The sequence below is a fragment of the Brevibacillus brevis genome (assembly GCF_900637055.1).
GTDB lineage: Bacteria > Bacillota > Bacilli > Brevibacillales > Brevibacillaceae > Brevibacillus > Brevibacillus brevis.
On the sequence record NZ_LR134338.1, the window covers coordinates 2,906,200 to 2,929,953 of the forward strand.

A 23,754-nucleotide genomic window follows, 5' to 3' on the forward strand; every position below is an offset into this window, starting at 1 on the left:
CAATACTCGTATAAGATGCGGAAGGTGGGAGACGATTTGACAGCAACCTACAATAACTACATCAATGGAGCTTGGGTAACGAGCCATACTGGACAGGTTTTCCCTAGCACGAACCCTGCCAATACGAATGAGGTTCTCGGTTATTTTCAAAAATCGGACGGGCTGGATGCGCGTTCTGCCATTGAAGCTGCTGCCAATGCTTTTGGTGAATGGTCGCAAAAATCAGCTCCCGCACGTGGAGAATTCTTGTTCTCCCTCATTCACTTATTGGAAAAACACAAAGAAGAGCTCGCAGAAACCATCACCCGTGAAGTAGGAAAAACATTGCGGGAAGCGAGAGGCGAGGTCGCCAAGACAATCACCTCCATGAAGCAGTTAACCGGGGAAGCTACTCGCTTGACAGGTCAAACAGTGCCTTCCTTTGATGAACGGGTAATTGGTTACACGGTGCGAGAGCCAATCGGGGTTTTCGCGATTATTGCCCCATGGAATTTTCCGTTGGGGATTGGCTTGTGGAAGATCGTCCCTGCCATCCTCGCAGGCAATACAGTTGTGTTCAAGCCGGCGAGTAACACCTCCTTGATTAGCGTAAAGCTGGTAGAACTCCTGATTGAAAGCGGCGTTCCGAGTGGCGTAGTGAATTTGGTAACAGGACCGGGTGCGGTAATCGGTGATGAATTGGCGAATCATCCGCTGGTCAAGGGCATTTCCTTTACAGGTTCTTCTGAAGTGGGACTTGCCTTGGGGAGAGCAGTTGGAGCCAGAGGAGGCAAGATTCAGGCGGAGATGGGCGGGAAAAATCCGGCAATCATACTCGCGGACGCCGATATTGACCTCGCCATTGATTCCATCGTACTGAGCGGATTCTTCGATAATGGGCAACGTTGTACGGGGACCAGTCGCGTATTGGTCGTTCCCGAAGTAGCCGAACAGGTAAAAGCAAAACTGATCGAGCGAGCGAAGAGCTTGAAAATTGGGGATGGATTCAATCCAGAGAATCATAACGGACCAGTAGTGGACGAGCATCAGCTCAATTTGTATCTTCACTATGTACAAAAGGGGATCGAAGAAGGGGGCGTACTGGAATGCGGGGGTAAGCGCCTGCTAGAAGGTGATCTCGCCCAGGGCTACTTCGTCGCACCGACAGTGTTTACTGGCATAACGCAGGAGATGACGATTGCCAACGAAGAAATTTTTGGCCCTGTGATCGCCGTGATCGATGTGGATTCTTTCGAACATGCGATGCAAGTGGCTAACCAGGTGGAATTCGGCTTGTCCTCCACGATTTTTACAAACGATTTGCAAAAAGCTTTCCAATTTGTCAAAGGCATTCAATCAGGCGTCACACATGTCAATATGCCGTCGACTCATTTTGAATCACAGTTTCCGTTTGGTGGCAAAAAGATATCTGGATTGGGTCCGAGAGAGCAAGGGGAGTCTGCGCTCGACTTTTACGTCGAGACAAAAACAGTTTACATTCGGCCTTAAGTATAAGGAAAGCAGGAGGAGCGAAGATGGAAGCGATTGGTGTTATCGGCATTGGTGCAATGGGGAAAGGGATGGTCTGCAATCTCTTGCAAAAAGGCTACCACGTGTATGCCTATGATCCAAGTCCGGCAGCAAAAACCTGGGCGAAGGAAAAAGGAGCGACGGTCGTCGAGTCTCCACAGGCAGTGGGTAGCGTAGCACGTGTCGTTTTCACTTCGCTTCCAGGTCCTGCGATTGTTGAGGAAGTCATGCTGGGTGCGGACGGACTTTTCTTATCATTAGAAGCAGGCAGTTTCGTATTTGATACAAGTACGATCGACCCTGCTACAGCCAAACGACTGAATCAGCACGGCGTAGAAAAGGGGATCTACTACTACGATTGTCCGGTGAGTGGAGGACCTGCGGGTTCTGCTGCTGGAACGTTGACGATTATGGTCGGCGGTGAGGAGGCAAAGCTTCCAGAAATCATGGACTATCTCAGGGCAATTGGAAAGGAAATTTTTTATCTGGGGGAATCCGGCTCCGCACAAGTGGCGAAGCTTTGTCACAACTCTGTCGTTGCAGTCATCACAGCAGCGTTGGGTGAGGCGTTTAGTGTCGGGGCAAAAGCTGGCGTCGATCCTCACAAGCTGGCAGCCGTCATGGACAAAGGATCTGCCCACAATCGTGTACTCTCCGTTTTTGGGCCTAACATCTTGTATGGTACATATGAAAATACGGTCTTTTCCTTGGATCATATGCACAAAGATTTACAGCTCTATGCGCAAACCGCACGTGAACAGCAAGTGCCTGTTCTCGTTGGAGGCACGGTTGCGCAAATGTATGAGGCAGCGAAAGCGCAAGGGAAAGGTAGCTGGGATTCGAGTGCGGTCTGTACCGTGACGGAGGAGCTGGCTCATACAACGATTGCGCGTTAAGCGTTGAGTTTGAAAGAGAAAGTAGACTACAGCAACGATTGCTTGTAGTCTACTTTTTTGTGTAGGCTGCTGTTCAATGTAAGTATGTATCACTATCTGCGATCAAAAGCAAGACTCGCAGCAAGGCCTGTCAAGACACTTGCCATTAGCCAACGCTGCACCTGGTTTGACCGCATTCCAAGCGAGCCAGAGCAGGTAGACAGCTCCGACTCACTTGACAGATTCGTAAACAAACGGAACCGTTATGAAAAGAGCCGAGAGACCGAGCATGGTTGCGATCATGTAAATCACGAATCCAAGTATGACACCAAGAAGGGAGATGACTCCAGCTCTGCGACCTTGTGAAATCGTACGGGAAATGAGGTAAGTCTACAACCTCTATTTTCATGAAACATCTGCTCGTCCCCAAGCATTTACTCACTCGTTTTGTTCATATGCGCATAAGACCGCTCAATCACATGCAAAGCTTCGAAGTGCTTCACGACATTGTTCCCCAGCGTCACGATGACGAACAATAAGATGATACCAAGCAATGCCTTCTTTACTTTCATGTGACTCAGCTGCATGATGAACCGGGCGGCGAGCAGGAAAAAGGCGAAGAAGTAATGTCCGGCATACAGGTACAAATCATACCGGAACGTGGCCAGACCGAACCCTATTACAATGTGGAGCACGAAAGCAAACCCGATATAGGCGGCGAGCGACCAGGCTTCTTGCGTGCGAATCCCTTTGATGAAACCGAGTACAGCAAGAGTGATCAGCGTCAAGCCGATGACATGCACATACCATGGATACGGCAACGTTAGGTTCGTAGCGAACGCGACCATCCCCGGTTTTGGGTCGATAAGTGCAATGTCCGGAGTCAGTACAGGACTGATAACGAGCATATACAGAGCCTTCCAGTGCTCGCCGAACGAGAACGGAGCCGTGTAGATGAACCCTCCGGCATGAATCGATTTGTACCAGGTCGAAAACCAGGATTGCCCGAACAGAACATGCTGCAAAATCGTGAAGCTAATGATTAATAAGAGAAATACGAGCGCAATCCGCACCAGCTTCAAAAAAATGCTCTTCTTTTCTGTATGAAACAGATTGACGGCCAAAACGCTCATAAATGGAATGAAGTTCGTCGAAGTAACACCGAAGTTGACGAGGGCAAACGAAGCGTTCGGCCACGAAGCCAATTTCTTTTCCGCACGGCTGTACTGGGTGTAAAGTACGGATAAAAGAATGACGAACTGCGCATACGGATAAGAATCGGGAATCATGGCCGTGAAAATTTGATAAGAGGCCGTCCCGAAAAACACAGCAAAAAGCAATGGGGTATAGAAGCTTTTACATCCCTTGCGCAGGTAGTAGTAAACCATGGCAACACCGAGCGCGTTCATGATCGCTTGAACCACCGCGAAGAAGAAGTTTTCCGTGAAAAATTTCGATAAATAAGCCAAAGGAATTGAAAGAAAATGAATAAACGGATGGATCACCGTTGGGTTAGTATAGTTATAGTACAGCGTCGGATCAAAATTAAACAGATTAAGCGTAAACGGCACGCCGTAGAAAGGGCTGATCGGAGCCAGAACGGCGATGTTTTGATTCATATAAGTAAGAAAAGGCACATTCATCGACAAATAGAAGGCGAAAAAACAGGCAAACAGAATAAACGCTCTGACATTATCTTTTCGATCATGAAACAAATAGCTGAAAAAACTCATACCAATCCACCATTCAACGTAAAATTGATTTTTTGAAGCATGATTATCTAAACGAATTTTAGCTATATTATACAAAAATAAATTAATATTGCACCAAAATTTAACATTTAAGAGAAGCTGTCAACTTTTTCGAGAGCATGTGTATCGTGCTGTTGACAGCTCCAAACAGTGGGTCTAGCATGAAAGATCATGTCTGATGTGATCGAAAGGAGTGAACGACTTGCAAGAACTAACCTCAACAGAATTGATCCAATACCTGCAAGAAAAGGAGTCGGTCGCTCTTTTTATCTATACACCGATGTGTGGGACCTGCAAGCTCGCAGCACGTATGCTCGGTATCATACAAGAAACATTGTCTACCGTTCCTCTGTATCAGATCAACATTAATACGGCGCCAGCATTGGCAGAACAATGGCAAGTGACCAGCGTTCCCGCCTTGCTTATTTTTCACAGAAATGAATTGTTGGAACGTCATTATGCCATCCAGTCCGTTGGATTTTTATACGATGTTCTAAAACCTCTGGCCTAGACATACACCTATTTCCTTCGCCATGAATATGACAAAGAGAGAAGAAATGCGAAGGAGGGGGCGTATGCAAATCCACGTGGTGGAAGAAGGACAAACCTTAGCGAGCATCGCCGAGACGTATGGAACCACACCTGAGGCGATAACGGAGGCAAATGAACTGCCTGATCCTAATAAGCTGGTAACTGGACAGGCGATGGTGATTCCGATTGTGGGAAGCTACTATTGGGTTAAGCAAGGAGATACGTTGTATACCATCGGTCAGCGTTATCAGATCAGCGCGGCAGAGCTTGCCCGAATCAATAGGATTCCGCAATACAGACCGCTTCAAGTCGGGCAACGCCTTTACATCCCGCCCCGTCCGCGGCGTGCAGCTGATTTCAATGCTTATGTGGAACCGAGACGCACCGTCACACCAGCTATGGAAGCCGATGTTCGCACGGCTGCACCGCATCTGACATATTTGGCTCCGTTCAGCTTTCGTATCAGACGGGATGGTACCCTCGTGCGACCGACATTGAACAATTTTCCACAAATCGCAAGAGAAAACCAGGTTCTGCTCATGATGGTCATTACGAATCTGGAAAGAGAGCAGTTCAGCACGGAATTGGGCGAGCTCATCCTCAACAATCCAGAGCTTCAGAATACCTTGTTGAACAATATTCTTCAGACAGCACGAGAGCTGGGAATGGGAGATATTCATTTTGACTTGGAAGCATTACCCACAACCGGTGCAGAAGCGTATGCCAACTTCTTGCGAAAAGCGAGAGACCGTATCCATGCAGCAGGACTGATGATGTCTGTTGCGCTGGCACCGAAGACAAGTGCTGAGCAGGCAGGCAAATGGTATACCGCCCATGATTACAAGGCGATCGGTGCCATTGCCGATTTTGTCGTGATCATGACATATGAATGGGGCTATAGTGGCGGTCCACCTATGGCAGTTTCCCCGATTGGTCCGGTACGACGTGTTTTGCAGTATGCGATTACCGAGATGCCAGCCGAAAAAATTTTGATGGGTCAAAATCTGTACGGATACGACTGGACCTTGCCCTATGAGAGAGGGACGACAGCGCGTGCATTGAGTCCACAGGCAGCGATTGCCCTGGCTTCCCGGCATAATGCAGTCATCCGCTATGACTATCGCGCACAAGCTCCGTTTTTTACGTACACCGATGATCAAGGCAGGCAACATCAGGTGTGGTTTGAGGATGCGCGGTCGATCCAAGCGAAGTTCAATCTGGTTAAACAGCTTGGTTTGAGAGGTGTCAGCTACTGGAAACTCGGTTTGCCATTTCCGCAAAATTGGCTGTTGATCGAGGAGAACTTTCGCGTCCGTAAGCGTGCATAGTCATCTGGCGTACATTCCATCGCGGGTTGTACGCCTTTTTTTCGCATGAAAAATCATGGTATGATGAAGATGACTGTAAGGAAAAGGGGAGAAATCATGGGAGAATGCAAATTGGATCACAGCCATGAGGACGTACTCAAAAAACTGGCAGAACAAGCTCCACATCTGTCAGAGTTGCGTGTGAGCCAATTCAAAAAGCAGTTGAATGGCGAACTCAGCCAAGAGCGTCTAAACGAGCTGTTTCATTTATTGAAAAAGTATGACCTGGCAAGCCCAGAGGAGCGCCAAGAGCGCGAAAAACAAATGGATCACTTGTTTGGCTAAGCTTTATACATACGTATTTCGTTTTGCCCCCAAGTGGGAGAATCAGGCTGGAACCATGGTTCCATGCAGCGAGGAGTAACGATGGAAGACAGACTTTATTATCAGGATGCCTATAGAAGAACGTTTTCGGCCCAGGTGACGAGGACTGGTGTCGAGCAAGATGGGACACCTTACGTGGTACTTGATCAAACGGCTTTTTACCCTACTGGAGGCGGACAGCCTTCCGATCTGGGCGTATTGGAAGAAATTCGTGTGGTGGATGTAGAAGAGGTAGATGGCGAAATTCGTCACCGACTAGAAGCTCCCTTGTCCGAAAGCATTGCGGAAGTAACCGGTCACATCGATTGGGACCGCCGCTTCGACCACATGCAGCAGCATGCTGGCCAACACATTTTATCAGCGTCCTTCCTGGAAGTCGTGCAAGCGGAGACCGTTGCCTTTCACTTGGGCAAAGAGCGTGTCACGATTGATGTACGACTGGATGAGTTGACAGCAGATGTATGGGAGAAGGTAGAAAAGCGAGCGAATCAGATTGTTCTGGAAAACCACCCCATTATTGCGCGGTTCGTTGATGACGAGGAATTGGCAACGCTGCCCTTGAAAAAACAGCCGACCGTTACTGAAAATATTCGGGTCGTGATGATACCTGAATTTGATTACAACCCATGTGGAGGAACACATCCAGCGCGAACGGGCGAAGTCGGGATGATCAAGATTTTGGGCTGGGAGCGCTATCGCGGAAACATTCGTCTGGAATTCATCTGTGGCTGGCGAGCTTTGCGGGACTACAACCAAAAGCAAGCTGTCGTTCGCGATACGGCGAAGCTGCTCGCTACCAATGAAGGGGAGCTGCTCGCACAGACGGAACGCCTTCTTGCAGAACGTGATGTCTTGAAGGCAAAATTGGCAGAAGTGGATAAGCAGCTCTTAGAAGTGGAAGTCAATCAACAACTATCTGCTGCTAGCCAATTGGGTCATTCTCGCCTCATTATGCGTACCTTCACAGACAAAACCATTCAACAGCTTCAACAGTTCGCACAGCTGGCTACTGCTCTGGCGCCAGATGCGATTTGCCTCTTGGCTGCTACTACCGAAGACAAAATGCAAATCGTGTTTGCTCGTGGGCAAGAAGTCAACGTAGCCATTAATCAAGTGTTGAAAGAAACCTTGCCGATCATTAACGGAAAAGGTGGGGGAAATCCTGCGATGGCACAGGGTGGCGGTCAGTCAGTAGTGGATGCGGAAGAAGTATTGCTGCATGCACGCAAACTGCTGGAAGCCTCACTAATGTAGATGCACTCGATTCAATAAAAGGAGGAATCCGCGATGAACTGGAATCCGGGAGATATCGTTCGCGTTTCGCAGCGAACTGGTGAGTATATTGCAGAAGTATTGGAAATCCACGATTCGAAGCTGCTGGTAAAAGTGTTGGCAGTTACCAAATACCCAACGCAAGGTGATTTGCATTCTTCCTACGAAGTAGATGTGCCGCTGTTTCACCAGCGTCCAGCACTCTCTTACATGGAAAAATTCATGACACCTGTCCAAGGGGTCATTCGCTATAATGGCACGATTCCAGACTACAAGGAATCTGTGCGTCAGGCGATGGAGAGAGAAATGGAAAAGCTTGCGAAAATGGCAGCTTGGGCAGAGCGTTGTCTCGTTGAGCTGGAAAAGATGCACAAGGAAGCCTTTACAAACGCGAAATAGAGTGGTACTGTAGTACTCGAATGTACGACAATTGCATAGCTTTACTACCAAACGGGGGCCAAGCAACGTTGGCTGAGATTGTAACGAGTGTGTTACTGACCGTTGAACCTGACCTGGGTCATGCCAGCGGAGGAAGAGGTATTTGGAATCAGTATCACATGTCGCATCCGAGCGGAACTATGCTTGTTTGCGCGCATGGATGATAAGATGACACTCAACCATCCGAGGCGGATGGTTTTTTTATGCCATTCGTCCGGTGAGATGGGATGGGTATACGGCTTCTTCTGTTTGTCTGAATCGACTCAGGCAGGCGGGAGAAGCCGTTTTTTTTCCAGTAGAAGGAGGTAATCAATGATTGTTCAGCTGAATGGGAAAAAAGTAGAGTTGGCGGAAGAGATCACAACAGTGCGAGCCTTGCTTGCTTCTTATTCCCTGCAAGAGAAAATTGTCGTCGTAGAGCGAAATGGTGAAATTATTGATCGCTCAGCGTACGAACAAACACCGATTGCAGACGGAGATCGTATAGAAATCGTTCATTTTGTCGGAGGAGGATGATCATGATGGATACATTGAAAATTGGATCGTACGAGTTTCGCTCCCGTTTGCTTTTAGGGACAGGTAAATTCGCTGATTTGGATACACAAGGGAAAGCGGTAGAGGTGTCAGAAGCAGAAATTTTGACATTTGCGATTCGTCGCTTGAATTTGGAAAATCCGCAAGAACCGAACTTTTTGGAACAACTCGATTTGAAAAAATTCACCCTGCTGCCAAATACAGCAGGTGCCTATACAGCAGAAGAAGCCGTGCGCATTGCCCGTTTGGCTAAAGCATCTGGACTGTGTGACATGATCAAGGTCGAAGTCATTGGAGATCCGAAAACTCTTCTCCCTGACCCGATTGGCACACTCGAGGCTTCGAAAATCTTGGTGGAAGAAGGCTTTATCGTACTGACCTACACCAATGACGACCCGATTCTTGCTCGACGCCTGCAAGAGGTTGGCGTACATGCGGTTATGCCGGGTGCGTCACCAATTGGTTCCGGACAAGGGATTGTCAACGAAAACAATCTCCGCTTTATCATCGAGGATGCCAAAGTACCGATTATCGTCGATGCTGGAATTGGCTCGCCAGCAGACTGCGCGAAAGCGATGGAGCTGGGGGCGGACGGTGTCTTGTTGAACACAGCAGTCGCCCTCGCTGACAATCCTGTTCTGATGGCAGAAGCGATGAAGCTCGGGGTGGAAGCAGGTCGCAAAGGCTTCCTGGCAGGCCGTATCGCGAAAAAGCGTTACGCGTCCGCAAGCAGCCCGACTGAAGGGATGATTGAGTAGCGTGGATCGACTGACAGAAGCGGTAGAATCGATTGCCAGCCGCAAAGAAGAGCTGTTCGCCCTATTGGCAGAGCTCGTTTCTCATCCGACTGTGAGTCCTCCCGCGCGAAATAGCGATGCCGCACAAGGAGTAATCGCCAACAGACTGCAAGCGATGGGATTCGAAGTAGATCGCTGGACGGTATATCCAGGAGACGACAATATCGTCGGTCGGTTATCAGGGAGTGCTTCTACCCAGGCAAACAGCTTGATTGTCAACGGGCATATCGATGTGGCTGAAGTCGGAGATGACAAGGGGTGGACCTATCCACCTTTTGCTCTGACACATGGCAAGGATGGGCGCTTGTACGGACGTGGTGTTGCGGATATGAAAGGCGGACTGGCAGCGAGCTTGTTTGCGATCCAAATGCTGCGCGAACACGGAATCGAGCTCCAAGGCGATCTGCTCGTTCAATCCGTCATCGGAGAAGAAGCGGGTGAAGCGGGGACATTGGTCGCTATCGAGCGTGGCTATCAGGCTGACTACGCCGTTGTAGTGGACACGAGCAATCTCCACATGCAAGGGCAGGGCGGGGTCATTACAGGCTGGATCACGATTGAGAGTCCGACGACGCTGCATGACGGAATGCGTGCACAGACCATTCATGCAGGCGGACGTGTTCGGGGAGCTTCTGCCATTGAAAAAATGACGAAGGTGATCACCGCACTGCAGGAACTGGAGCGGGACTGGGCTGTCATGAAGTCCTATCCCGGCTTCCCGGCAGGCAGTAATACGATCAATCCCGCAGTCATCGAGGGAGGTCGACACGCTGCATTTATCGCAGACCGTTGCGCTATGTGGATTACCGTTCATTTTTATCCGAATGAATCCTACGAAGAGATCATCCGAGAGATCGAGGATCATGTCGGGCGTGCAGCTGCTGCTGATCTTTGGCTGAGAGACAATCCTCCTACATTCCGGTGGGGTGGACGTTCGATGATTGAGGAGCGCGGTGAAATCTTCCCTTCACTGGAGTTGGATACGAAACATCCAGGCTTGGCAACGCTGCAATCCGCCTATGAAAGTCACATGCATCAAGCACCTATCGTTACGATGTCGCCTACGGTGACGGATGCAGGCTGGTTTGCGCATGCAGGCATTCCGGCTGTCCTATTCGGACCCGGTGAGCTCACGCATGCTCATGCCGTAGATGAATCCATTGATCCCGACCAGCTTGTTCATTTTGCCCAGATCATGGCCCGCTTCATTGCCACCTGGTGCAATACCCCAAAGGAAGCGAAGGAGTGAGTATTGCATGACAACCTTTACTGATCGTTTAAGAAAAAGTGTAGCCCCGATCTGGGAGCGTGTTCATCAACATCCTTTCGTCACCGGACTTGGAGATGGCAGCCTGCCCGTTGGTGCATTCAAATATTACATGAAACAAGACTACATCTATCTGATTGATTACGCGAAAATGTTCGCGATTGCGAGTGTGAAGGCGTACGATCTGGAAACAAGTTCTCGCTTCGCTGCTTTGCAAGAATCGACGCTGAACACAGAGATGGAGCTGCATCGCCAGTATGCAGAGCGCTTCGGTATCTCTCGCGCGGAGCTGGAAGCGACAGAGCCTTCGTTTGTGATGTTGGGGTACACCAGCTACATGCTGCGTGTCGCTCATCAAGGGTCGTTGGCAGAATTGGTGAGCGCACTACTCCCATGCACGTGGAGCTATTGGGAAATCGGCAAGCGCTTGGCACAAGTAGAAGGGGCGCTGGATCACGAACTGTATGGCGAATGGGTACGCATGTACAGCTCCGATGAGTTTGGGCAGCTGGCGATCTGGCTGATTGATATCATGAACCAATTGGCGGAAGGAAAGAGCGAACAAGAGCTGGCCAAACTGGAAGAGTATTTTGTCAATACCTCCAAAATGGAGTACATGTTCTGGGACATGTCCTACAGAGAGGAAATGTGGCCGTGGGAGAACAACTAGCTTTCGTCGACGTCAGCTTTTCGTATGGCGACAAGCAGATTCTTGATCATTTTGATCTGCGTGTGGAAAAAGGGGAGTTCGTCAGCTTGATCGGTCCGAGCGGGATCGGGAAAAGCACCTTGTTTCAACTCATCGCAGGTCTTCTTACGCCCACGCAAGGCGAAATCAGGCTTGGCAATGTAGCAGTTGCAAATCGTTTGGGGCAAGTCGGCTATATGCCCCAACGAGATCTGCTCATGCCATGGCGTACGATTGTCGAAAATGCAGCCTTGCCTCTAGAAATCAAAGGTATGACGAAAAAAGAAGCGCATGAGTGCGTCAGACAGCAATTGCCAAGGTACGGGCTTCAGGAGTGGGCTGACAGCTACCCAGCCCAGCTTTCCGGTGGAATGCGTCAGCGTGTTTCCTTTTTGCGCGCATTGTTTTCCGGCGCAGAGATGATGCTGCTGGATGAGCCGTTTAGTGCATTGGATGGAATTACAAGAATGGACATGCAAGAGTGGCTGATGGAAAAGTGGCAGGAAACAGGCAGTACGATGCTGATGATTACGCACGATATCGACGAAGCCATATTGCTCGCGGACCGCATTATTGTGCTGACTGGTAGTCCGATCACCAGGCCGATCGAATTAGCCGTTCCGGTAAGCAGACCGCGAACAGCAAGCAGCCGCAACCAAGCCGGATTTTTGGCATTGCGTGAACAAATTTGGGAACTGCTTCGACAGGAGCGCCAAGCAGCCATGAAGCCGTTGAGGAGAGAAGCATGATGGGGAGAGGCATTTGGTTTGGTATCTCCATCGCCATTTTTCTCCTGGTGTGGGAAGCTGGATGCCGCTTCCTCGGAGTGCCGCCATTCATTCTACCGCCGCCTAGCGCTATGGTCGTATCGCTGTGGGATTTACGTGCCTCTCTAATAGGTATACATCTTTGGGCGACGTTAAAGGAAGTGTTACTGGGGCTATCGATCTCGATTGTGTTTGGAATCTCCCTTGCATTTGCGATGATTCGCAGTCGGATTGTGGAGCGCTTGGTCTATCCGTATATCGTCATCTCCCAAACGATCCCAATTATAGCGTTATCACCCGTTTTTATTTTGTGGTTCGGGTATGATTTATCTGGAAAAATCGCTGTTACGATTCTGTTTACTTTCTTTCCGATCGTCGTCAACACGTATGATGGACTTCGCTCGACAGACAAGGAAATGCTCCAGCTGTTAAAAACAATGGGGGCAACGAACGGACAAATTTTCACGAAGCTGCAACTGCCGTCGAGTTTACCCCATTTCTTCAGTGGTCTTAAAGTGGCAGCTACCTACAGTGTGGCAGGAGCGACGATTGGGGAGTGGCTGGGAGCGAGCGAGGGTCTCGGGTACTTTGGCAGACGGGCATCCGGCAATTTTCAGGCTCCCGCGTTGTTTGCCTCGGTCCTGTTGCTCTCGATTCTCGGCATGCTGCTGTTTTGGCTAGCTGGACGACTCGAACGTCATTTTTCCCCGCATATGAAAATCAAAGGAGAACAACAATGAAACCTTTCAACAAATGGACGAAAGCATTCATGGCACTCACATTGGCAACAGGTCTTGCTGCTTGCGGCAATCAGGCGAGCTCGGATGCTGGTCAGACGCAAGCCCCTGCTGATAAAGGAGCGGAGCCGACAGAGCTGACGATTGCGCTCGATTGGTATCCGAATGCCGTACATTCCTTCTTGTATGTCGCAGAGGAGCAAGGCTATTTTAAAGAAGAAAACCTCAAGGTGACCATGCAAATGCCTTCCGACAGCAATGATCCTCTGAAAATGGCAGCTGCTGGCAAAGTAGATTTGGCGATCAGCTATCAACCACAGCTCGTCCAAGCTCGTGCAGAAGGAGTACCTGTCGTATCTGTAGGTGCACTCGTTCGTCATCCGTTAAACGTGATCATGACGCGCCAAGACAGTGGAATCGATACTCCGCAAGAGCTGGCTGGAAAAAATATCGGTTATCCATCACTTCCACTCGATGAATCGATCGTACGTCAAGTTGTGAAGCATGCTGGTGGGGATGATTCCGGACTAACCTTCACGGATATCGGCTTTGACATCGTCCCGGCGTTGACGGCCAAAAAGGTCGATGCAGTAGTAGGTGGCTATATCAACCATGAGCAACCGATTTTGGAGAAGCACGGCGTTCCTGTCAATGTGTTCAAGCCTTTTGAGTTTGGTGTTCCAGACTACTATGAGCTCGTATTGGCGACAAGTGACGATACGTTGGGCAAAAAGCAGAAAGCTGTGGAAGGTTTTCTCCGTGCAATTGGCAAGGGCCAGGACTATGTGAAAAATAATAAGGAAAAGGCACTCGATCTGTTGCTTGCCAAACAGGCTGCCGATTTCCCACTGGAAAAAGACATTGAAACCAAGAGTTTGGATATCCTGATTCCGTTGATGGATGCTGGCGAAAAGCCATTTGGATACCAGACAGTGGAGTCTTGGCAAACTCTGATTGATTGGATGAAAAAAGAAAAGCTGATTACGGCAGAGATCAAAGCTGAAGATATCATGCGCGATCTCGTGAAATAATCAGTCGAAAAGCACCCACTTTGCACACTTTTGAGAGTCTACTCTCGATTAGCGAGGCAAAGGAGGTGCTTTTTTTTTGCTGGATGGTTCTATTCCGATTAGGAGGAGAGGGGGAAACAAAGTTCTGCTGTCATCCCTTTTCCTGTATCACTTGTTAACAGCAGGCGTCCATGATGAGCGGCTGCAATACGTGCAACCATGGGCAAACCGAGACCATGACCATTGTGTGAGGGAGATTTTCTTTTTGACGAATAAGGCAATTCCACCAAGTCAGGCAGCATGTTTTGCTCAATGCCTTTTCCGTTGTCAGTGATAATTAGGAGAGCATTGCGCTGGTTGGCTGATAGGGTCGTTTGCACGTGGATGTGACAGCCTGATGGGTTATGCACGATGCTGTTCTGGACGAGATTCGTGATAGCGCGGACAAGAAGTTTTTCATCACCCATCACGAAGCATTGCTCAGTCGTGACATCCAGCTCAATGGTAAAGGCCTCTGCCAAATCATTGTTCAAAAAGTCAGTAACAATTTGCCGCGCAAGTGTCGATAGCCGAATCAGTTTGGTATGAATGGGCTGCATTTCGTATTCCAGCATGGAAACGAGATTCAAGTCGCTGACCAAAGACCGGAGCTTTTCCCCTTGCTTTCGAATGATGCTTGCTTTTTGCTGCTGTTCGTAAGGCACCGCGTCGCTCTCTTCCAATTCACTGGCATACCCGAGCACCATCGATAATGGCGTGCGTATATCATGGGAGATTCCCGCGATCCAATTCGAACGTGCTTCGTCTCTGGCTTTTAGCATAGCGTTCTTCTCTTGCAGAAGCGTCGATGCATGATTGATGCTTCGGGCAATCCCGCTGAACATTCCCTTTGCCTCGACATGGGTATGCTGATCTTCTGATAGAGCGTGAATTCCGCTAATCAGAGGGCGGATGGCCCGAATGAGTCGAGTGCCGATGAATAGCGAGAGAAGAGCGGCGAGCAGTATATTTCCGAATAGCAAAGCCAGTAATCGATACGGCAAATCGCTTATCCAACTGATTGGTAAATGAATCTGGTACTTGGCGAGACTGTCCTTCGGGTAGCCCACGACGACCAGCCCCATCTCATGCTCCCAGACAAAAACAGGATAGTCCTGTAAGTAATTTCGCGAGAACTGCGCCACTTCTGCCAAGGAATAGGCGCGAGGCAATTGGTCCGGTATGGCGTAGTCCCAGATGACCTTTCCATCGTCCGCAATCAGCATGGCCCAAGCCTGGCTCTTTTGCAACCAATCTTGTGCATTTGGTTCCAACTTATAGTGGGAACCGTTCTTGTGGAGACCTTCTGCGATAGTTTGTGTGACGTGAACGGGAGGAGAGCCTTCGTTCATGCCTTTGAAAACAAATGTACCGAGAATGATGTAATTGACGATGAGCAAAAAGACGGCGATCAGGATAGAAGCACCTGTATAACGACGTAAAATTCGTACAGCTCCATCCATCTACAACTCTTCCTTTACGAGTAATTTGTACCCAAGTCCTCTTACCGTCAGCAAATATTCAGGAGTGGACGGACATGGCTCAATCTTTTCGCGAATGCGCCGCATATGAACCATCAGCGTGTTTTCATACCCGTAGTAATCGTCACCCCATACGGATTGGCACAGGGCATCACTTGTGACGATTCGTCCCCGGTTTTCATAGAGTTTTCGCAAGAGTGCGTGTTCCTTGGCGGTCAAAGCATATTCGTGGTGATCTCTCGTCACGATTGCCGCCTCCAAATCGATTGTACTGTCACCAAGCTGGAAAACAGGCAGCCGTTCGATTTGGGGAGGGGCGTATACACGTCGTAAAATGACCAGGAGACGGAGAACGAGCTCGCGCGGTAAAAATGGCTTCACAATATAGTCGTCAGCACCTAGGCCAAGTCCGAGCAATCGATCTTCATCTTCTCCTCGGGCTGACAGAAAAATGACAGGGATTTGCGAGAAACGACGGATCGAAGTCAAAAGTCCAAATCCATCTCCATCAGGCAGCATGACATCCAGGATTACGACATCTGGCTTGTCCGAAGCGCATATCACTAACGCTTCTTTACAGCTACCCGCATGAAAAATACGAGAGAATCCTTCCTTACGCAAAAATCCATCGATCATATTTCTGATATCAAGCTCATCTTCCACGATGAGCACTTTTTTCTGTTTCCACTCTTCCATATTGAATCACCCGTATTTATTATACTCGCTTGAATTGTGTGTTCTACCCACTCGAAGTCGATTTAAGGTTGTCGTAAGGTTTCTGTCAGCTTATCGACGGGTTGGGTCTCTATGATTTCGTAGGAGAGACCAACAGATAGGAGCGAGAAAAGATGAATACGGTAATTCGAACGGAAAACCTTTCAAAACGTTATGGAGGTGCCTATTCCGTCCAGCGGGTGAATCTTGCGGTAGGAGAAGGGGAGGTGTATGGCTTCCTCGGTCCAAATGGTGCAGGAAAATCGACGACACTTAAAATGCTGCTAGGATTAGTCAAGCCGACAGAAGGGAGTGTCTCTGTATTCGGGAAGGATTTTAGCAGGAACCGAATTGAAATTTTGAGTCAGACGGGTTCCTTGATTGAGGCTCCTTCCTATTACGGTCATCTTACTGGCCTGGAAAATATGCGCGTCATGCAGCGGCTGCGAGGTGTTCCGGACAAACATGTAGAGAAAGCCTTGCAAATCGTCCGTTTGGAAAAGCAACAGAACAAAAAGGTAGATCAGTATTCGCTCGGGATGAAGCAGCGACTGGGAATTGCCATGGCTTTGCTGCATTTTCCAAAGCTCGTCATCCTCGATGAACCGACAAACGGTCTGGACCCTGCGGGAATCGGTGAAATTCGGGAATTGATCCAATCGTTGCCACAACAGTATGGAATGACCGTGCTACTCTCTAGCCATCTGCTCTCGGAAATCGAGCAAGTGGCCACGTCTATCGGCATTATCCACGGGGGGAAGCTTTTGTTTCAAGGGAGCATGGAGCAGCTGCAACGGAACAGTCAGCCTCATGTTTGGATAAAAACGCAGGACAATGAAAAAGCGAGAAGGGTTCTTCAAGATAGGGAGCATTCTCCAAGTCTCCAAGATGGCTTCCTTGTCATGGAAGGCATGGGGGATAGAGAGGTAGCGCAGACAAATCGGGCGCTGATTATGGCGGGCATTGATGTTTATCGCATTGAAGTGCACAAACAAAGCTTGGAGAGCATTTTCCTCTCCCTTACAGGCAAGGAGGGGAGCTTGTAATGAGGACACTCTTGCTAGAGTTTTATAAAATTCGACATAAGCGTCTGTTTCCCATGCTCGCCATTCTTTTGAGCATCGAACTGGCATGGGGGTTTATGGCTGTCAGTACTTCCATGACGAAAAATCCAGATGCCGCGACGTGGAGCGCCATACTGGTCACGATTACAGCCATGAACGGATTGTTTTTGCCGATCGGTTCAGCTGTCATTGTTTCACGGATATGTGATATGGAACACAAAGGGCGTACATGGAAGCTGTTGATGGCTGCTTCTGTCAGCCGAAAAGCGGTTTATGCGGCAAAATTCGTCTCTGCGGCTGTTTTGATGGGGAGTGCAGTCATTCTGCAGGCATTGGCGATCGTGGCATTTGGCATTGGCTATGGATTAGCAGAGCCCGTCCCGATTGGCCTATTACTCCGCTATGTAGCTGGGACCACGCTTACGAATCTCGTGGTGATTGCTCTGCAGCAATGGATCTCTCTCGCCATCAAAAATCAGGCATTTAGTCTATGTCTCGGGATGATCGGGGGCTTCATTGGCATGACAGCGAGCTTGTTTCCGCCACAAATCGGACGCCTTTTCATATGGTCGTACTATGTGGACTTTTCGCCCGTTACGTATCAATACGTGAACGAAACCATGCTGTTTACTACACGCGAAATCGGTGTTCATTTGCCGATCATCGTCGTACTCATGGGCATCGCATTCTACCTTGCTGGGAGCATTCACATATCCCGGCAAGACGTGTAGGGAGGAACTTGTATGCTAATCAAATGTTTGGGAGCAGAATGGGTAAAACTTCGACGTTCGCGTATATGGCTCGTTTTGCTTGTGCTTCCTGTTTTCAGTACGCTGATCGGCTTCGCCAACTACTGGATGAACCAAGCGATCCTGCAAAATGGCTGGTATAGCCTGTGGACGCAGGTGAGCTTGTTCTACGGAGAATTTTTTTTGCCCATTCTCATCGCGATCTGTTGTTCGTTCGTGTGCAGACTGGAGCATGTAAACCGAAACTGGAATGTGATACTGACAGCACCGGTAGCAACCCCAACGATTTTTTTCGCGAAGCTGGTGGTGGTTGGTGTTCTCCTTTTTGCTGTGCAGCTTTTCTTCCTCGTGTTGTATATTTGCGCGGGTTTCATCGCTGGACTACACGCACATTTTTCGTTTCCAATGGAAGTGTTCGGATGGATCATGCGAGGCTGGCTGGCCTCGCTCGCCATCATCGCCTTCCAACTATGGCTTTCCACGCGGATACAGAGCTTTGCTGTACCTGTCGGCATTAGTGTTTGCACTGTTTTTATAGGGTTGGGCTTGTATGTGTCTGGGCTCGGGATGTTTTTTCCTCTGTCACTTTTGACGATTGGCATGGGCGTGCTTAGTCAAGAGAGTTTGTCGCTAGGAGAGCTGGGGACGTTTGTCGTCATGTGTGTACTATTCGTGACGAGCGGCTGTGCACTGGGGATTCGCCGTCTTACGAGAGCAGGTCTTTAACAGGTTTCGCCACATAAACGGTTTCCCTTTCCTGTCAAACAACCTTATAATAGAAGGTGAATGCTTGAATGAGGAGAAGTTTCCATGGACGACAAACACATAAACAAGACGAATAGCAAATGGGTGATCTGGGGTTTTATTCTCAGTGTACTCGCTTGTGCTGTGTCTATGGTGATTTTCATCTACGTGATGCGCAACTAACAGCACATGATGGAACCGTCAAAAAACCGCTCATTTACGAGAGCGGTTTTTTGCTGTGGTGTTAGCGGGATATCGCTGTTATTTTTCGGATGGCTTCTTCTTGTGACAGCTGGTTCAGCTCGGTAAAGCCAACGTTGGAAAGAGCTATCGTTTTTCCTTGATAGATGGGGTAAACGCCTTGCCAGAGACCTGCTGTACTGTACAGCTGTGATCCGCTCACTTTTCGTAAAAACAATAAATAATTCCCTTCCGCCAGCGGCCCAGGGTATGTTAGGTTAAGTGGACTGGAGGCATCAGGCAGCGGCTCTACTCCAGTGCTAATCACCGTTAATAGCCTGGCTGCCGTACCTTTAATGGCCGTTTTTACCTGGAGGCTTTGTGTGTAGTTCACGATCTTGCCTTGGGGAATGGTGCGTCCCGTTGGATAGGCCTGATGGGCACTGTCTACCCAAGCGATTACGATCAAGTCGCACTTTTTGACGAGATCCGCAAGAGAAGAATAGCGGGAGGGATCTACTTGTACACGCCCGATGTCGGTTTGGGCATGGACGGGGAATGTAAAGGCGCAGAGAAGTGATAGACAGAGCAGCAATCGATAGAACATGAAACCATTTCCTCCAAACGAAAGAAGTCTTGAAGGTAGTATGAACGGAATGGGTATCATTCATGCCTGTAGACTTTTAGTATAATGGTAATATTCCGAATAAATAGAATACGTGCTATCATGATGGCGTACTGTGATTTGTTGGTTGAAATCGCCCAGACTATGACAAGGAGGTTATCATGAATCATTTATTTGCTTTTCGACGTGTCGGTACGTGGTTTTTCGTGTTGGCTCTCTTGCTGCAGGTAGCAGTATCACCTGTACTAGCCAGGGAAGAGGTCACTTCTTCTCGTCCTCTTGCACTCAGCATAGAAAAATTGCTCGCCGATTTGAAAAATGATGAGAATAGCAAGGGGATGTACGCTGGAATCGCGGTCTACGATCTAACCGACAAAAAGTACGTATATAAGCACAATGCGGAACGCAATTTTATTCCGGCTTCCAACATGAAGCTGTTTACGACAATTGCCGGTCTGGATAAGCTGGGGCCGGATTATCAGTGGAAGACCGAGGTGTTTGTTTCAGGAAAGGTAAATAACGGTGGCATTTTGCAAGGAGATCTGATTTTAAAAGGCTATGGGGACCCTAGCCTGACCACAGGCGATTTGCAACAAATGGCAAAAGCCATCAAAGATTTGGGGATCAAACGAATCAATGGAAACTTGCTTCTCGATGACAGCTATTTCGATGAGACCAGATTGGGTACGAGCTGGATGTGGGATGACGAACCGTATGGGTACAGCGCTCAGGTAAGTGGTTTAGCCGTCAATAAAAACTTTACCACCCTAACTGCAACCCCTGGAAAAACGGTGAACGATGCCCCCGTCCTGACCATGAATCCGGCTACTACATACATAACAGTCACAAACCAGTTGAAAACAACAGAGGGCAAGGAGAGTAACGTGCTTGTCGAGCGACCGCGCGGAAAAAATGAAATCATCGTATCCGGTACGATCGGGCTTCAAGCAGCTCCTTATGAGGAAGATGTCACGATGGAAGACCCGGCTTTTTATGTGGGGGATCTATGGAAGGATCAGTTGCTGAAACAAGGGATTGCCTTACATCCGAAGACAGAAGTGAAAAAAACTGTGCTGCAAAGCGGAGTGCCGCTCTATACCCACTTGTCCAAACCGTTGGCTGAGATCACGGTGGAGCTCAACAAGGATAGTGACAACTTCTATGCGGAGATGCTTTTAAAGACGCTGGGCGTTACTCAGAAAGGTGAGGGCAGCTTTGAGGCAGGCAGTGAAGCGGTAGCGGACGTGATGAAGCGCGCTGGCATTGAGTCAGGCTTCCGTCAGGTAGATGGATCGGGGTTATCGAGATTTAATATGATCACTCCAGAACAGATGATTGAAACCCTCATCTTTTTGCAGGAGCAAGAATATCGAACGGAACTGGAAAAATCACTCCCAATCGCAGGAGTGGACGGCACATTGAAAAACCGCATGAAAGGAACGAGTGCGGAAAAGAATTTGTTTGCGAAGACAGGTTCGTTAAGCGGGGTCAATACCATGTCGGGTTATGTAACGGCAAAAAATGGTCATCAGCTGGCCTTTTCAATTTTGATCAACGGCATCTATCAATCGAAGTATGCGAGGGAGCTACAGGATCGAATCGGAATTTTGTTAACAACCTACCCGGACATCGTAGCACCGGAAGGATTCAGCCCTCCAGAGAAAAAGACGTACCCACTCTCTGCTTTGATCGATCCCATCCTCGATACGCCGGAAGCAGCAGGTGTAACGGCTGGAATCATAATCAAATCGTTGGATTCAACAGGTGACCCCGTTTTATACGAACGAGATGCAGACACACTGCTTACTCCTGCTTCGAATCTGAAGCTGCTGACGACTGCCACAGCTTTGAAGCAGCTTGGTTCGGATTATGTATTCAAAACGGAACTGTATGGAGACGCACCGATCACCTCTACGGGCGTACAACAAGGCAATCTGTATGTGAAAGGATACGGTGACCCTACCTTGCATACGGAGAATGCGCTTCAAGTGCAGGAAGGTGTGTCGATTGAGAAAATAGCGGGGTGGCTCAAGCAAAAAGGAATCACGCGTATTAACGGGAACCTCGTGATGGATGAAAGCTACTTTGACCAACAACGCCTTGGCCTCGGATGGGCATGGGATGATGAGAGCTACTATTACAACCCGACCATTGGGGCACTTGCACTGAACCGCGGGACAGTCATGATCGAATTCAAGCCTGCTAACGATGCTGGCGAACCAGTGGACATCAACGTACTACCCAAAACAGCGTATGTGCAAGTAATCAATGAAGCCCAGACCGTACAAAAAGGGGAAGAAAATACGTTTGCTATCCTGCGTGACCGTGGCACAAATACCATCAGACTGTCGGGGAACCTCCCGCTTGATCACGAAGGAGATTACGAGCGCGTACCTGTGGAAGAGCCAGCCAAGTACGTGGGGACCGTACTGAAGGAAACATTGGAGCAGCAAGGAATTGCATTTGCTCCGAAAAGCGAAGTGATGATCCAGCCAGTTCCTCCAGCAGCAGTGAAATGGACACAATTTGAGTCACTGCCGCTGAAGGACATCGTTTTGTACCTCAACAAGCGCAGTGACAATTACTACGCCGAAATGCTCCTCAAGACACTTGGAGCCGAAAAGAAAGGGAAAGGGAGCGCAGCCATTGGTGCAGAGGTCGTTCAGGAAACCGTAGCTTCGCTTGGCGGCAATACCACCTTCGACATGATGGATGGATCAGGCTTGACCCGCTACAATCTTATTTCTGCTCGGCAGATCGCATCCGTACTTGAAGGGATGACCAAAGAATCGACATTTGCCACTTATGATGAATCATTACCCATAGCAGCAATAGATGGTACTCTGAAAAACCGCTTGAAGGACACACCCGCCGCCAATAATCTTCATGCGAAAACAGGTTCGATGACAGGTGTGAACACCTTGTCGGGCTATATCACGACCAAAGGCGGAGAGAAGCTCATCGTTTCGATTATGTTTAATGGATATGTCGAGGATGAAGAGCTGTTTGCCAAGATGCAGGACCAGATCATCACGACACTGGCCAGTTATGAATAGTATCACGCAAAAAAGGAGCCCCAATATCGGGAGCTCCTTTTTCTGTTGGTATCGTCTACCGAACTGGGTCAATGCCTGTAGCGGTCAATCAGAGGGTGACATATCTATATTCAGATTAGGAAGCAGGCGAAGTACAGAACAGCGGTGAAGGAGGGGAAAAAGAGAAGATGCACCCTGCACTGTTTCATTGGAAGCGTTTGGAGCAAGTCGTAACAGAAGTGCTTGTACAGGCAGGTACCAGACGCGAGCATGCAAGGCTTGTCGCAGAATCCCTCGTCCATGCTGATTTGCGCGGCATCGAGTCTCATGGTTTGGCGAGGCTGCCGATTTATCTCCAACGAATCGAAGCAGGCTTGATCGAATTGAACGATGAACCAGTGGTATGGAAACAGGAGGGGGCAACAGCACTGGTAGACGGCAAAAACCAGCTGGGTGCGGTAGTCGGGGTTGCGGCATTGGAGGAAGCGATCAAGTTATCGCGGCAGATGGGAATCGGGGTAGTCGGTGTTCGTCATTCCAACCACTTTGGCTCCTGTTCGTACTATGCAGAACGAGCAATCGCAGAAGGAAAGATTCTTCTTGTCCTTTCCAATGCCCCCGAAGCAATGGCACCTACAGGAGGGATTCGTCCATTTTTCGGCACGAATCCAATGGCAGTAGGAATTCCGGCAGGCGAAGAGCCATCCTTTTTGTTAGATATGGCTACAAGCGTCGCTGCCAGGGGAAAAATCGCCTTAGCCGTTAAAAAAGGGGAAACGATTCCTGCCGATTGGGCCATCGATCCGAATGGGAAGGAAACAACTGATCCCAAACAAGCCTTGCTAGGCTCGCTTTTGCCGATCGGGGGAGCAAAGGGTTACGGAATGGCGATGTTCATCGATATCTTGTGTGGGCTGCTAACGGGTGCAGCAACGGGACCACATGTAAAAAGCCTGTATGACAATTGGAACGATCCACAGAACGTGGGCCATCTATTCTTGACGGTGGATATTGAACGATTTATGCCACTGCCCGATTTTTGCGCCAAAATGGATGCGTACATTCGTGAGGTGAAAAGCGTACCGACGAAAGAAGGTGTATCCGAAATTTTCATACCTGGGGAGATCGAGAGCCGAAAAAAGCAAGAACGCATGGAAAACGGTATTCCATTCGATCCGAACCTGACGAAAGAACTCAGCCAATTATGCCGTACCTATGGTGTCGATTTGCAGGCAGCGTATCATATCGCCTAACCA

General features: G+C 49.0%; 23 protein-coding genes, 1 pseudogene and 1 riboswitch. Of the genes and pseudogenes, 19 read left to right on the plus strand and 5 right to left on the minus strand.

From position 1 onward, the window contains the following. Positions 1–15 precede the first annotated feature (15 nt). Together EL268_RS14115 and EL268_RS14120 are read left to right on the plus strand one after the other, a co-directional pair. On the plus strand, positions 16–1,488 hold the full coding sequence (locus EL268_RS14115) for an aldehyde dehydrogenase family protein (RefSeq protein ID WP_106655446.1): 1,473 nt from the start codon (positions 16–18) through the stop codon (positions 1,486–1,488). A 26-nt stretch (positions 1,489–1,514) separates the two neighbouring features. Next, entirely contained in the window at positions 1,515–2,405 is an 891-nt protein-coding gene (locus tag EL268_RS14120) for an NAD(P)-dependent oxidoreductase (protein WP_106655445.1), read from the plus strand. Between the two features lie 213 nt (positions 2,406–2,618). On the opposite strand, the pseudogene EL268_RS14125 reads toward EL268_RS14120, so the two are convergent. Next, positions 2,619–2,771, minus strand: a pseudogene (locus EL268_RS14125) (LysE family transporter); the annotation flags it as partial. A 47-nt stretch (positions 2,772–2,818) separates the two neighbouring features. Continuing rightward, positions 2,819–4,117 (minus strand): DUF6080 domain-containing protein, encoded by a 1,299-nt coding sequence (locus tag EL268_RS14130; RefSeq protein WP_106655444.1) that lies wholly within the window; start codon positions 4,115–4,117, stop codon positions 2,819–2,821. A 211-nt stretch (positions 4,118–4,328) separates the two neighbouring features. On the opposite strand from EL268_RS14130, the gene EL268_RS14135 reads away from it, so the two are divergent. The 12 genes from EL268_RS14135 to EL268_RS14190 all read left to right on the plus strand — a co-directional run bounded on the left by EL268_RS14135 (position 4,329) and on the right by EL268_RS14190 (position 13,888). After that, positions 4,329–4,646, plus strand: a complete 318-nt coding sequence (locus tag EL268_RS14135) for a thioredoxin family protein (protein WP_232030438.1) — start codon at positions 4,329–4,331, stop codon at positions 4,644–4,646. A 64-nt stretch (positions 4,647–4,710) separates the two neighbouring features. Next, the gene (locus EL268_RS14140; RefSeq protein WP_106655442.1) at positions 4,711–5,994 is read left to right on the plus strand and encodes a glycoside hydrolase family 18 protein; all 1,284 of its coding nucleotides are present in this window, start codon (positions 4,711–4,713) and stop codon (positions 5,992–5,994) included. 96 nt (positions 5,995–6,090) lie between these two features. After that, positions 6,091–6,318 carry a hypothetical protein gene (locus EL268_RS14145; RefSeq protein ID WP_218033738.1) on the plus strand — a complete coding sequence of 76 codons (228 nt, stop codon included), beginning with the start codon at positions 6,091–6,093 and terminating at the stop codon, positions 6,316–6,318. 81 nt (positions 6,319–6,399) lie between these two features. Beyond that, complete coding sequence (locus EL268_RS14150; protein ID WP_106655440.1) at positions 6,400–7,611, plus strand: alanyl-tRNA editing protein; 1,212 nt, start codon at positions 6,400–6,402, stop codon at positions 7,609–7,611. A gap of 33 nt (positions 7,612–7,644) precedes the next feature. Beyond that, positions 7,645–8,028, plus strand: a complete 384-nt coding sequence (locus EL268_RS14155) for a kinase-associated lipoprotein KapB (protein WP_106655439.1) — start codon at positions 7,645–7,647, stop codon at positions 8,026–8,028. Between the two features lie 41 nt (positions 8,029–8,069). Continuing rightward, positions 8,070–8,180: riboswitch (TPP riboswitch) on the plus strand. A 199-nt stretch (positions 8,181–8,379) separates the two neighbouring features. Next, positions 8,380–8,583 (plus strand): sulfur carrier protein ThiS, encoded by a 204-nt coding sequence (thiS, locus tag EL268_RS14160; protein WP_007729348.1) that lies wholly within the window; start codon positions 8,380–8,382, stop codon positions 8,581–8,583. 2 nt (positions 8,584–8,585) lie between these two features. Next, positions 8,586–9,359 (plus strand): thiazole synthase, encoded by a 774-nt coding sequence (locus tag EL268_RS14165; RefSeq protein WP_164724478.1) that lies wholly within the window; start codon positions 8,586–8,588, stop codon positions 9,357–9,359. After that, positions 9,352–10,647 carry an acetylornithine deacetylase gene (locus EL268_RS14170; RefSeq protein ID WP_106655438.1) on the plus strand — a complete coding sequence of 432 codons (1,296 nt, stop codon included), beginning with the start codon at positions 9,352–9,354 and terminating at the stop codon, positions 10,645–10,647. The genes EL268_RS14165 and EL268_RS14170 overlap by 8 nt, the downstream gene beginning before the upstream one ends. Positions 10,648–10,654: 7 nt before the next feature. After that, a complete protein-coding gene (gene tenA / locus EL268_RS14175; protein WP_106655437.1) occupies positions 10,655–11,335 on the plus strand; it encodes a thiaminase II in 681 nt (226 codons plus the stop codon). Continuing rightward, positions 11,320–12,102 carry an ABC transporter ATP-binding protein gene (locus EL268_RS14180; protein WP_106655436.1) on the plus strand — a complete coding sequence of 261 codons (783 nt, stop codon included), beginning with the start codon at positions 11,320–11,322 and terminating at the stop codon, positions 12,100–12,102. Before tenA ends, EL268_RS14180 begins: the two co-directional genes overlap by 16 nt. Next, positions 12,102–12,860, plus strand: a complete 759-nt coding sequence (locus EL268_RS14185; protein WP_106655435.1) for an ABC transporter permease — start codon at positions 12,102–12,104, stop codon at positions 12,858–12,860. Before EL268_RS14180 ends, EL268_RS14185 begins: the two co-directional genes overlap by 1 nt. Then, positions 12,857–13,888, plus strand: coding sequence for an ABC transporter substrate-binding protein (locus EL268_RS14190; RefSeq protein ID WP_106655434.1), 1,032 nt, complete (start codon positions 12,857–12,859; stop codon positions 13,886–13,888). The genes EL268_RS14185 and EL268_RS14190 overlap by 4 nt, the downstream gene beginning before the upstream one ends. 98 nt (positions 13,889–13,986) lie before the next feature. Here the strand turns inward: EL268_RS14190 and EL268_RS14195 are convergent, their stop codons facing one another. Continuing rightward, positions 13,987–15,369 carry a sensor histidine kinase gene (locus EL268_RS14195; RefSeq protein WP_106655433.1) on the minus strand — a complete coding sequence of 461 codons (1,383 nt, stop codon included), beginning with the start codon at positions 15,367–15,369 and terminating at the stop codon, positions 13,987–13,989. Then, entirely contained in the window at positions 15,370–16,083 is a 714-nt protein-coding gene (locus tag EL268_RS14200; RefSeq protein WP_106655432.1) for a response regulator transcription factor, read from the minus strand. A gap of 152 nt (positions 16,084–16,235) precedes the next feature. Here EL268_RS14200 and EL268_RS14205 point away from each other — a divergent pair, with 152 nt between their 5' ends. From EL268_RS14205 to EL268_RS14215, 3 genes are read left to right on the plus strand one after another with little or no spacing between them, the layout of a single operon-like run. Next, positions 16,236–17,147 (plus strand): ABC transporter ATP-binding protein, encoded by a 912-nt coding sequence (locus tag EL268_RS14205; RefSeq protein ID WP_106655431.1) that lies wholly within the window; start codon positions 16,236–16,238, stop codon positions 17,145–17,147. After that, positions 17,147–17,896: an ABC transporter permease gene (locus tag EL268_RS14210; RefSeq protein ID WP_106655430.1), complete on the plus strand. Its 750-nt coding sequence runs from the start codon at positions 17,147–17,149 to the stop codon at positions 17,894–17,896. The genes EL268_RS14205 and EL268_RS14210 overlap by 1 nt, the downstream gene beginning before the upstream one ends. A gap of 12 nt (positions 17,897–17,908) precedes the next feature. Beyond that, a complete protein-coding gene (locus EL268_RS14215; protein WP_106655429.1) occupies positions 17,909–18,640 on the plus strand; it encodes an ABC transporter permease in 732 nt (243 codons plus the stop codon). Between the two features lie 262 nt (positions 18,641–18,902). Here EL268_RS14215 and EL268_RS14220 read toward each other — a convergent pair whose 3' ends face one another. Further along, positions 18,903–19,445 carry a hypothetical protein gene (locus EL268_RS14220; protein WP_106655428.1) on the minus strand — a complete coding sequence of 181 codons (543 nt, stop codon included), beginning with the start codon at positions 19,443–19,445 and terminating at the stop codon, positions 18,903–18,905. 179 nt (positions 19,446–19,624) lie between these two features. Between EL268_RS14220 and dacB the strand changes: the two genes are divergently transcribed. Next, positions 19,625–22,519: a D-alanyl-D-alanine carboxypeptidase/D-alanyl-D-alanine endopeptidase gene (dacB, locus tag EL268_RS14225; RefSeq protein ID WP_106655427.1), complete on the plus strand. Its 2,895-nt coding sequence runs from the start codon at positions 19,625–19,627 to the stop codon at positions 22,517–22,519. 167 nt (positions 22,520–22,686) lie between these two features. Next, complete coding sequence (locus tag EL268_RS14230; protein WP_106655426.1) at positions 22,687–23,751, plus strand: Ldh family oxidoreductase; 1,065 nt, start codon at positions 22,687–22,689, stop codon at positions 23,749–23,751. The last annotated feature ends 3 nt before the right edge of the window (positions 23,752–23,754 follow it).